This is a genomic window from Romboutsia sp. (assembly GCF_035470145.1).
Taxonomy (GTDB): Bacteria; Bacillota; Clostridia; order Peptostreptococcales; family Peptostreptococcaceae; genus Romboutsia_D.
This window is the reverse complement of sequence record NZ_DATIRC010000320.1, coordinates 1-11,257: the sequence shown is the minus strand read 5'-3', so window position 1 is coordinate 11,257 and position 11,257 is coordinate 1. Positions and strand designations below refer to the sequence as shown.

The window sequence follows — 11,257 nt, the reverse complement described above, 5'->3', positions numbered from 1 at the left end:
CCAAAATTTAAAGGATTGCCTAAGGCTTGTGCTTCCCCAACAACTATGTCAGCACCTATTTCTCCAGGAGTTTTTAGAACTCCTAAAGATATTGGATCTACACTCATAATAAGCATTGCTTTATTTTCATGAACTATTTTTTCTATTTCATCCATATCTTCAATTATTCCAAAGAAATTAGGATTTTGTATAAGAACACAAGCAGTGTCTTTTCCTACCATTTTTTTTAATTTATTTATATCTGTAATTCCATATTCATTACAGAAATCTACTTCTAATATTTCACATTGGTTATACTGCATATATGTTTTTAGTACCTTTCTTGTTTCTGGATGAACAGTTTTAGGTACTATAACTTTTTTTCTTTTAGTTTGACCAACAGCCATAATACAAGCTTCTACTGCTGCAGTAGCACCATCATACATAGACGCATTTGCTATTTCCATGCCTGTTAATTCTGCTATCATTGATTGAAATTCAAATATTACTTGTAGCGTTCCTTGGCTTATTTCTGCTTGGTATGGTGTATATGCTGTATAAAATTCACTTCTTGAAGTTATATGTTTAATAATTGATGGGATATAATGATCATATGCTCCAGCTCCAAGGAAACACGTTAATTTTTCTAAACTAATATTTTGATTTGATAAGTCCTTAATTTTATTACATACTTCTACTTCTGATTTTGAAGTTTCAAGATTTAATTCTCTATTTAATCTTAAGTCCTGTGGAATATCTAAAAATAAATCTTCTATTGAATTTACACCTATACTTTCTATCATTTGTTTTTTGTCTTCATTTGTTGTTGGTATATATGAGAATTGATTTATATCTGCAGTGTCATTTTTAGAATTAGTATCTAATTTATTTTCTAAATCTTTTTTATACTGTTTTTTATAAAATGGTTTATTTATGATTTTAGCTTTTACTACTTTTTTTCTAATAGCTATATCTATTTCTGTATCTATATTTTCATATTTAGAATCAATAATTGCAAGTCCTATAGTTTTATTTAAAGTAGGTGATGAATATCCTGTTGTTACAAATCCTATAACTTCATCATTTACTTTTACATTGTATCCATGTCTTGGTATACCCTTTCCTATCATTTCAAATCCAACTAATTTTCTTTTTAAACCTTGCTCTTTTTGTTTAACTAAAGATTGTCTACCTATAAAATTATCTTTGTTAAGTTTAACAAAATATGAAAGTCCGCCTTCAAGTGGTGATATGCTTTCATTTATTTCATTACCATAAAGAGGTAAACACGCTTCAAATCTTAAAGTATCCCTTGCACCAAGTCCTATTGGTTTTATTTCTTCTTTACCTGCTTTAAGTATTTCATTCCATATATTTTTTGCATATTCATTTTTACAGTATATTTCAAATCCATCTTCTCCTGTATATCCTGTTCTTGAGATTATACATGGTTTATTACATACTGTTATATCTGATTTAAAATTAAAAAACTTAATTTCATTTAGATCTACATCTGTAAGCTTTTGAAGTATTTCTTTTGACTTCGGTCCTTGTACTGCTAATTGTGATATTTCCTGGGATATATTACTTATATTAACTTCATATCCTTTAGCATTTTCTTGTATCCAATTTATATCTTTATCAATATTTCCTGCATTTATGACTAATAAGAATTTTTCCTCATTAAACTTATAAACTAATAAATCATCTACTACTCCACCATTTTCATAACACATTGGGGTATATATTATTTCTTCATCTTTTAAATTACTTATATCATTTGTTATTAAGTTTTGTATAAATGTACTAGCTTCTTTACCTTCTATACATACCTCTCCCATATGAGATACATCAAATAGTCCTGCACTATTTCTCACAATCTTATGCTCTTTAATCATTCCTTCATATTCTAAAGGCATTTCCCATCCAGAAAATTCAAAAAACTTAGCACCTATTTCTTTATGAACATCATATAAAACTGTTCTTTTTAATTCACTCATATATACCCCTCCATATTTTCTATATATGATAATTTTTTACTTTTTCAATGTATTAATTATATTTTTTCATTAAAAAAGAGGATATATAGGCACAATAAATAATCGTTACCCATATATCCTCTGTTTATAGACCTGAAAGTTTCAATAATTTTCATTATTTTGCTCCTTCGGTGACTTATAATATATTATAAATCTTTCCAGAGTTTCATCAATTAGCGATATCTTTGCCTGAAAGTTTCTTTAAAAATCGGTAGTTTTTAAATTGCTTCTTCGGCTCCTTTATATTTAAAGGTATCTCTCGCTAATCTCATTTGAAGAATATTTTATTTTGATATAATTGTAGTAGCATAGTTTAATAAAGTCAACTTATTTTTATAATTTTCTGATATTTTTAAATCGACAATGTCAACTTGGCTACTTAATTAGTTCACTTTAATAATATATCAAAAGCCTGAGTGATTAATACTCAGGCGCACTTATTTCTTTATAGAAATTAGTTAATGTAATAGTATAATATGGCGTAATCCATAAAAATCCTATACCTAAAGTTATTACTCCAAGTATAAACCATCCTATAAAACTAAGACCTAATTTAAAGAGTCTAAATTTATTCCCCTTCATTATTCTAGTACTTTCTTTAATAGCCTCTATTGCAGACATATCTTCATTTTCTGCTAGTATATAATATACTTGTGAGTACATTAGACTTACTATTATTCCAGGAACTATAAGAAGAATAAACCCTATCGTAATAGCTATAGCCATTAATATATAAGCTACAAATGCCTTACCAAATTTTTTAAATCCCCAAAGTATATCCATTAGTTTTTCTTCATTTTTTATAAAATTCAAACAGAAACAACTAATACCTAATGAAATAGGACCAGATATTATAATGCTCAAAATATTAAATGTAAGTTCAGCATTACTATTTGATGATTCACTATTAAATCCTATAACAATAGAAGGAATAGTTATTACAGCTAAATATACAAAAAAGTATAATACCATTTTTACCCATCTTCCCTTTAGCTGCTGTCTTGCTAATGATTTTAATTCACTATTTTTCATGCCAATCACCTCGTCATTATATAAAATTGTACTATACATTTGTATCATATGTGTTTAATGTATCATATGTGTTTAATATATCATATGATTTTGGAAATTTATAGAAACAATTTTGTCATAGACTATTGTCTTAGTGAACTTTAAAATTATATTTACTACTTTAATTATTTATATAATATATTAAAATTGAACCCAAAGTTTTGCTACAAAGCTTGCTATGGCTGTAAATAATGAAAATTCATTTCCTCCATATAACTGTAAGAAATCTCCTGCTGTATTTGCTAACATAGGAATTGTAATTGAAACTAACCCTATTAATATAATCCCACCTAATGCACTTGTAACAATAGCAGCTAGAACTCCTCCCCTTTTATTTGCAAATATGGCTCCTGGGGCTACATCAAAATAACATGCTATTGTTAAAGGTATTACTGGGAAAGCTAATTTTCCTGTACTTCCTATTACAAATAAAGTTATTATTGATGTAATCATAGATACAATAAAACCGATTAATAATGCATTTTGTCCATATGGAAATATTATAGGCACATCTAATGCTGGTATTGCACCTGGAACAAGCTTTAAAGATATTCCTCTAAATGCAGGAACTATTTCACTTAATACCATTCTAACTCCTGATAAAAGTACAACTGTACCTCCTGCAAAAGTCATACCTTGAACTAAAGAATATGTAAATATATCAGATTGAGCTAAAATATCAGTTCTCATACCAGGACCTATTATACTTAATACTACTATGTACAGAATCATTATAACAATTCCTGATGTAACTGTTGTATCTCTAAAGAAATCTAAGCATTTAGGTACTTTTAAATCCTCACTAGATTTATTAGGATCTCCTATAAATCTACCTATAAAATCGCCTAACAAACAAAACATTGTTGTTGTATGTCCTAATGTAAATTCGTCGCTTCCTGTTAAGTTCTTAACCAATGGTCTAGCTAATGCTGGAGAAGCTACCATAACAATAACTTGGAACATAGTCGCAAATATGATTAATGGTAAACCACTCATTCCAGCTTCTACCCCACTACCTATAAATAACATAGAAAACCAGAATAATAGATTTCCAGTTAAATAAATAGATTTAAATTTAGTGAATCTAGCTATTATTATGTTAATTACTAATCCTAAAAGCATAACTAGTCCTATTTCAAAACCATAATTGCCCATAAAATCACTAAAACTAGCTAAAGTATTACTTCCTTGTATAGAAAATAATTTTGAAAATGCATTTGATAATGGATTTACGCCTTTTATAACTATGTTTACGCCTTCAAATAAAATTAACATACCTATTATAGTCTTAACAGTTCCTCTTACAATTTCACTTATACTTCTCTTTTGTAAAATTAACCCTAGACAAGCTATAATAGCTATGAATAACTCTGGCCTTCTTAATACACCTATGATAAAATTCATTGTGTTTCTCCCTTTTGATTTATTATTTTATTAATTCTTTTATAGCTGATAATCCTTTTTCCTCTATTTCTGATTTGTTCATAAAGTTTTCTATTACTACAACTGGACAAGTAACTTTTTCTTTTACTTGATCTGCTATTTCATTAGATGTAAATATTAAGTCTGCCATACCTGATGCTACTGATGTTACATCATTAGTAAAAGTTTCAACATCTATATTATACTTAGACATAACATCATCTAAATTCATTTTTAGTATTAAGCTACTCCCTATTCCAAATCCACAAACAGCCATTATTTTTAATGTCTTACTCATAATAAACTCTCCTCTATATTTTTGATTAATCTTCAATTGAAGACTTTTTTATAATTTGTAATATCTCTTGTTTAGAATTACTTTCTTTTAACTTTTCTATATTACTATCTTCCGATAAAAACATTGCTAAGTTTTGTATGAATCTCAAATGCCCTTTTTCACTTTTTGTAGCAAATGTAAATATTGTATGCACTGGATCATTATGTTTTGAACCAAAGTATACAGGTTCGCTGAGAGTTGTTAAAGCTATTGAATCTTCTTTAACACTATCACCTGGTCTTGCATGCGCTAATGCAATTCCTGGCATAATGACAATATATGGCCCTAAATCTTTGATAGCTTTTATCATGCTATCAGTATATTGTTTAGTGATTTTTCCACCTACTTCTAGGGGTTTGGCAGATTGTTTTATCGCTTCTTCCCAATTTGACGTTGCTATATTTATTTGTATCATGTCTTCTGTTAATATATCTCTTAACATTTATTATGTCCTTTCTAGCAATGTTTTTTGACTATTTTGTAATCTCTATTATTTATTACATATTATCACTAAATATACGAGTTGTTCAATACTTTGGCTTATTCATGTACTGATTTATAGTTAAATATATTTACTTACTATGTAAAATTTTGTAATACGATTATAAATATAATTATAAGAATTTCATAAGTTCTACACAATTTCTATTTATACTTAAAATATATATTTATTGTGTGAAAGGAGAATAACAATGACTATTAAAACTCAATCTTTGTACGTCAAAGACATGGTCTGTAATTCATGCGAAAAGATCATTGAGAAGGATATAAAAAAACTAAATGGAATTAAAAATGTTAAAGCAAACTTTAAAACTTCAACAGTTACAATTAGCTATGACTCAGACAAATGTTCTTATTCAGATATAAAAAGAATTATAACAAAATGTGGTTATACTATCATGCCACATTCCAATTCTAAGAATAATTCTTCGCAGTTTATAAGAAACGCTATATTAATACTTGGACTAGTTTTTATCATGACAAAAATGACCTCATTATCAAATTATTTTGATATATCATCAATATTAAATTCAAATACAACATATTTTGTTGTATTTATAGTTGGACTTTTATCTTCCCTACATTGTGTTGGTATGTGCGGTGGAATAATGTTATCTCAAAGCCTGTCTGCTAATAATGTAAAAGCGCCTTTATTATATAACTTAGGCAGGGTTATATCTTATACACTAATCGGTGGAATAATAGGTGCAATAGGATCTGTTCTTTCTGTAAGTACTCAAGCATCAATTATTATCTATATAATAGCTGGAGCATTTATGATAATTCACGGTGCAAATACTATGGGATTTAGAGTTTTTAGAGGGTTTAGCTTTAGATTACCTTTTCTTTCTAAATGCCCAGCACAAACTTCAAATTCTACTCCTTTCGTAGTAGGTTTATTAAATGGATTTATGCCATGTGGCCCACTACAAACAATGCAATTATTTGCTTTAAGTACAGGTAGTATGACAAAGGGAGCTCTAAGTATGTTTATATTTTCAGTAGGAACAGTTCCTTTAATGTTATTATTTGGTTATATGGCAAATTCACTAAGTAAAAATACTGGTAAAAAACTAATAAAATTTAGTGGTGCCTTAATAATAGTTTTAGGCTTAGTTACAGCAAATAGAGGACTTAGTTTATATGGATTAAATTTGAATCCTACAAGTAATTTAAATAATTATCTATCTTCTGATAATGATGAACTTTTAGAGGACACTTCTAGTGTTGCAACTATTGAAAATGGTATTCAAACAGTTAAAATTACAGCTGATTATTCTGGATATTCTCCAGCTTTAGTGTATATTAAAAAGGATGTTCCAACCAAACTTATTATAGATGGAAAACAATTAACAGGATGTAACAATGCAATAGTTATACCTTCATTAAATATACAAAAAGAGTTACAAGAAGGTGAAAATATAATAGAATTTACTCCTGGTAATACTGATATAGACTATAGTTGTTGGATGGGTATGATTCGTGGTAATATTAAAGTTGTAGATGAGCTACCTAGCATATAATAAACAGATTAAGTTAATTATAAAAACAGCATCTTTTACGAATAGGTGCTGTTTTTTTACAAAAAATATAAGCAGGAGGTTTATTATAGATGAATAAATTAAGTGTTTTAGTAGTAGAAGATGAAATTAATATAAATGATATTATAAAGCATTATTTAGAAAAAGAAGGTTATATTGTATATCAATCATTTGATGGCAAAAATGCACTTGAAGTTTTTGATAAACACAATCCTAATATTATCATTTTAGATATAATGCTTCCAGATATATTAGGAACACAAGTGTGTAAGGAAATACGAGAAAAATCAAATGCACATATAATAATGCTTACAGCCAAAAGCGATGAAGCAAGTGTTATAGAAGGTTTAAATATAGGGGCTGATGAATATCTAACTAAACCATTTAGCGCTCGTGAATTAGTTGCAAGAGTAAATGCTATTTCAAGAAGAATAAGTAAAGATAATGAAAACTTTGATAATATATATTTCTTCAATAACAATGAATTAATAATTGATTGTAATAAATATGAGGTGAAAAAGTCTGGAAAATTAGCTAATCTAACTGCTACAGAGTATAAAATATTATTAACTATGGCTAAATATCCTAATAAAGTTTTTACTAGAGAAGAATTAGTAGTTTGTTCTTTTGGGTATGATTATGATGGAATAGATAGAGTTATAGATGCTCATATAAAAAATATAAGACAAAAAATAGAAGATGATGTTAAAAATCCAATATACATTACTACAGTTTATGGTATAGGATATAAGTTTTCAGGAGAAAGCAGATGATGAAAATTAAATTAAGGTACAAATTAATTTTGTCTTATATTTTAATTGCTATTATAAGTATTGTAATAGTAGCTTTAATTGGCAATGCATTGTCCCAAACTCAATTTAAAAAATATGTACTTTATCAAAGAGAACATGTTAATCAGTCAGTAGTAAATGATATAAAAAATAGTTACAAATCTTATGATAAATGGAACATAAATGATCTTGAACATATAGGCAAAGAGGCCTTAGACAAAGGATTAATAATAACTGTAAAAGATAGTTATGGAAAATCTATTTGGGATGCAAGAAACTATAATTCACAACAATGTGAATTTACATTAGATAATATGAGTGAACATATGATGATGTATTTTCCTAATTGGAAAGGTAATTATGCTATTAAAGAATATAATATTACTTTAGAAAATGAGAAGGTAGGTACTTTATATATAGGATCTTACCCAGATTATTATAGCGAGAATGATATTTTATATTTAAAAACCTTAAATAAGATTTTGATATATTCAGTATTTATAGCTTTACTAGTTGCTATTATACTAGGATTGTTGGTAACTAATAATATAGTTAGACCTATATCTAAAGTTGTAAAAAGTACAAAAAATATATCGAGAGGAAACTATAACGAAAGAATATATGAAAATGTTGATACTACTGAATTAAATGACCTCATTATAGGTATTAATAATTTGGCACAATCATTACAAAAACAAGAAGATATAAGAAAAAATTTAACAAAGGATGTATCTCATGAATTAAAAACACCACTTACTTCATTACAAATAAACTTAGAAGCTTTAATCGATGGTATATTAGAACCCACTACAGAGAGATTATCTATTTGTTACGAAGAAATTTTAAGGCTAACTAGATTAGTAAAAGATCTAGAAAAATTATATATGTATGAACAAAATGATACAAATATAAATAAAACAGAGTTTGATATAGGATATCTCATAAAAAATGTTATTACTAATTTTGAAAGTGAATACAAAAGAAAAAATGTAAATATTAGCTTTAATAGCAATAGTTTAATTGTAAATGCTGATAAAGATAAGATAACTCAAGTTATAATAAACTTGTTGTCTAATGCAATAAAGTATACACATGAAGGTGGAAATATATTTATAGAAACATATAATGTTGATAATGGAATCAAGCTAGTTATAGAAGATAATGGCATTGGAATATCAGAAGAAGACTTGCCTTATATATTTGAAAGATTTTATAGAGCTGATAAATCTAGAACTAGACTTACAGGTGGTGCAGGTGTAGGACTTAGTATAGCTAAAGCTATAATTAATGCTCATAATGGAATTATTGATGTTGAAAGTAAGATAGGACAAGGTACAAAATTTATATTATATATACCAAATTAGTCTATAAATAACTTTATATAAAATCTTTGCTTCTTAAAGTTTTAACTATAACCTATATTAATACGTGTACATATACTATTATTGATTAAATAATTATAAGGATGTGTTAAGATGGTTATTACTCCAGATATTGAAACCCTTCCCTTTAAAATGATAAACGGCGTAAAATATTTTGAGCTAGTTGCAGAACCTGTTACAAGAGAGATTCTTCCAGGTGTATTTATAAAGGGGTGGGGGTACAATGGAAGTATTCCTGGACCAACTATTCAAGTTTACCCTGGAGACTATGTAAATATTAGAGTATATAACAAACTTCCTGAAGAAACTTCTATTCACTGGCATGGCCTAGATATTCCCGTTACAATGGATGGATTTCCAGATGTAGAACCTACTCCAGCCATAAAACCTGGATATTACTTTGATTACCACTTTAAAATAGTAAATCCTCCAGGAACACATATGTACCATACTCATCATTTTGCAGTAAAGCAAGAAATGATGGGTCTTGGAGGAGGATTTATTATACTAGATCCAAAAGAATCTAAGAAAGATATTCAACGAGACTACTTTATTATGTTACAAGAATTCCATGTTAAAGGGTTAAAAATAGGAGAAGTAAAACCAGGTGTATACGAAATAGATCCTATGAATCATGATTTTAACTTTTTTACTATGAATGGAAGATGTTTTCCATATACAACACCACTATTGGTAAAAGAATGTGAAAATGTTCGTATAAGATTAGGTAATATTTCTGAAATAGCTCACCCAATTCATATTCACGGACATCAATTTTCTATAACTGCTTCAGATGGAAATACTATACCTACTAAAAATAGAATGCTTAAAAATACTATTTTAGTTGCTTCTGGAGAAACATGGGATATTGAATTTTTCACAAAAAACCCAGGTATATGGCCATTTCACTGTCATATTCCACATCATATGTCTAATAATATGCAAAAACAAACTGGAGGCATGTTTACTACTATTATTTATAAATAATAAAAATAGCTTGATAATATTATCAAGCTATTTTTATTATGGCCTTCGAGCCGTTACGTACGCTTTTTTATAAAAGGAATTATTTATATCTGATATTTTAACTACATCACCAGTTTTTGGTGCATGTATCATTTTTCCGTTTCCTATGTATATACCAACATGATTTACACTTCCATTATTATCTGTGTCTGAGAATATTAAATCTCCAGGTTGAAGTTGTGGCCTTGATACATATTGTCCATACTTACTTTGAGCTATTGATGTCCTAGGTATAGTTTTACCTATAGCATTTTTATATACATATGAAGTAAAACCAGAGCAATCAAAAGTATTAGGCCCTTCTGCTCCCCATACATATTTTTTTCCTAATTGTTTATAAGCTAATTTAATAACTTCTTCTCTTCCTTCTCCTCTAGATGGAGCTTGAATAGTTTCATTTGAATTATTTATATTAGAAGTTAAATATGTATTTGAAACCCATCCTGTTAATGCACCTGATGTCTTTATCTTTGTCCAATCTCCACTTTTTTCTAATATATCTACAATTTGTCCATTACTTAATGATCCTATTTTAGAATATGAAGTTGATGGTCCTTTTCTTATATTTAATGATGAAGCTTTAACTTTAGCTGTTCCTTGAGAAACTTGTGAGTCATTACGTGAAGAACTTCCTTCTTTTATGTACTTGCTTGATACCCATCCTTTTTGCTCATTATTTAACTTTATATTATACCATCCATTTGATGAAGATAATATTTCTACTTTATTACCTTTATATACCTTAGTTATTCTAGCATTTTCTATACTAGCTCCACTTCTTACATTTAATGCACTTGCAGTTACAGTTCCTACCTCCTGTGCATAACTTTGATTTGCATGTATACCTAAACTTAAAGCAGTTATCCCTATACTTGCTAGTATCTTTTTTTTCTTCATTTATATATCCTCCTTGTTACGATAATTCTATATTTTATTACAAACCAGTAACTTTTCATTAATTTTCTGAAAATTTTCCTTATTAATTTTTTATAGGTTTATAATAACGAATGATTATGAAGAAATTATGAAGGGAATGTATTTTTTTGCTTTATTATTTAATATATATGCTTAATATGCTAAATTGTGTAAAAGGAGAATAATTCTTCTGAGTTTATACTAAATGCTATATTAATACATGATAGACTAGGAGAATCTTTGAGTAGTGAAT

At 27.8% G+C, this 11,257-nt stretch carries 10 protein-coding genes and 1 riboswitch; of the genes, 4 read left to right on the top strand and 6 right to left on the bottom strand.

Translation table 11 applies throughout. The features are described from left to right. The 5 genes from gcvT to VLM92_RS12985 form a co-directional block, all read right to left on the bottom strand. Positions 1-1,979: glycine cleavage system aminomethyltransferase GcvT (gene gcvT, locus VLM92_RS17275; RefSeq protein WP_331681773.1), on the bottom strand; the 1,979-nt coding region annotated here is incomplete at its 3' end. A gap of 206 nt (positions 1,980-2,185) precedes the next feature. Beyond that, a riboswitch (glycine riboswitch) is annotated at positions 2,186-2,290 on the bottom strand. A gap of 148 nt (positions 2,291-2,438) precedes the next feature. Next, positions 2,439-3,050, bottom strand: a complete 612-nt coding sequence (locus VLM92_RS13000) for a DUF975 family protein (protein ID WP_325276762.1) — start codon at positions 3,048-3,050, stop codon at positions 2,439-2,441. A 180-nt stretch (positions 3,051-3,230) separates the two neighbouring features. Further along, complete coding sequence (locus VLM92_RS12995) at positions 3,231-4,493, bottom strand: PTS ascorbate transporter subunit IIC (RefSeq protein WP_325276761.1); 1,263 nt, start codon at positions 4,491-4,493, stop codon at positions 3,231-3,233. 22 nt (positions 4,494-4,515) lie between these two features. Continuing rightward, a complete protein-coding gene (locus VLM92_RS12990; RefSeq protein WP_325276760.1) occupies positions 4,516-4,809 on the bottom strand; it encodes a PTS sugar transporter subunit IIB in 294 nt (97 codons plus the stop codon). Positions 4,810-4,834: 25 nt separating this feature from the next. Beyond that, positions 4,835-5,290, bottom strand: coding sequence for a PTS sugar transporter subunit IIA (locus tag VLM92_RS12985; RefSeq protein WP_325276759.1), 456 nt, complete (start codon positions 5,288-5,290; stop codon positions 4,835-4,837). A gap of 250 nt (positions 5,291-5,540) precedes the next feature. On the opposite strand from VLM92_RS12985, the gene VLM92_RS12980 reads away from it, so the two are divergent. The 4 genes from VLM92_RS12980 (at position 5,541) to VLM92_RS12965 (ending at position 10,050) form a co-directional block, all read left to right on the top strand. After that, a complete protein-coding gene (locus tag VLM92_RS12980) occupies positions 5,541-6,872 on the top strand; it encodes a sulfite exporter TauE/SafE family protein (RefSeq protein WP_325276758.1) in 1,332 nt (443 codons plus the stop codon). An 89-nt stretch (positions 6,873-6,961) separates the two neighbouring features. Next, the gene (locus VLM92_RS12975) at positions 6,962-7,663 is read left to right on the top strand and encodes a response regulator transcription factor (RefSeq protein WP_325276757.1); all 702 of its coding nucleotides are present in this window, start codon (positions 6,962-6,964) and stop codon (positions 7,661-7,663) included. Then, a complete protein-coding gene (locus VLM92_RS12970) occupies positions 7,660-9,045 on the top strand; it encodes a HAMP domain-containing sensor histidine kinase (RefSeq protein WP_325276756.1) in 1,386 nt (461 codons plus the stop codon). The genes VLM92_RS12975 and VLM92_RS12970 overlap by 4 nt, the downstream gene beginning before the upstream one ends. A gap of 150 nt (positions 9,046-9,195) precedes the next feature. Further along, complete coding sequence (locus VLM92_RS12965; RefSeq protein WP_325276755.1) at positions 9,196-10,050, top strand: multicopper oxidase family protein; 855 nt, start codon at positions 9,196-9,198, stop codon at positions 10,048-10,050. Positions 10,051-10,086: 36 nt separating this feature from the next. Here the strand turns inward: VLM92_RS12965 and VLM92_RS12960 are convergent, their stop codons facing one another. Further along, complete coding sequence (locus VLM92_RS12960) at positions 10,087-10,986, bottom strand: C40 family peptidase (protein ID WP_325276754.1); 900 nt, start codon at positions 10,984-10,986, stop codon at positions 10,087-10,089. Positions 10,987-11,257 lie beyond the last annotated feature (271 nt).

Coding starts and splice junctions, on each gene's coding strand:
- VLM92_RS13000 (WP_325276762.1), bottom strand. CDS start 3,050: ATGAAAAATAGTGAATTAAAATCATTAGCAAGACAGCAGCTAAAGGGA.
- VLM92_RS12995 (WP_325276761.1), bottom strand. CDS start 4,493: ATGAATTTTATCATAGGTGTATTAAGAAGGCCAGAGTTATTCATAGCT.
- VLM92_RS12990 (WP_325276760.1), bottom strand. CDS start 4,809: ATGAGTAAGACATTAAAAATAATGGCTGTTTGTGGATTTGGAATAGGG.
- VLM92_RS12985 (WP_325276759.1), bottom strand. CDS start 5,290: ATGTTAAGAGATATATTAACAGAAGACATGATACAAATAAATATAGCA.
- VLM92_RS12980 (WP_325276758.1), top strand. CDS start 5,541: ATGACTATTAAAACTCAATCTTTGTACGTCAAAGACATGGTCTGTAAT.
- VLM92_RS12975 (WP_325276757.1), top strand. CDS start 6,962: ATGAATAAATTAAGTGTTTTAGTAGTAGAAGATGAAATTAATATAAAT.
- VLM92_RS12970 (WP_325276756.1), top strand. CDS start 7,660: ATGATGAAAATTAAATTAAGGTACAAATTAATTTTGTCTTATATTTTA.
- VLM92_RS12965 (WP_325276755.1), top strand. CDS start 9,196: ATGATAAACGGCGTAAAATATTTTGAGCTAGTTGCAGAACCTGTTACA.
- VLM92_RS12960 (WP_325276754.1), bottom strand. CDS start 10,986: ATGAAGAAAAAAAAGATACTAGCAAGTATAGGGATAACTGCTTTAAGT.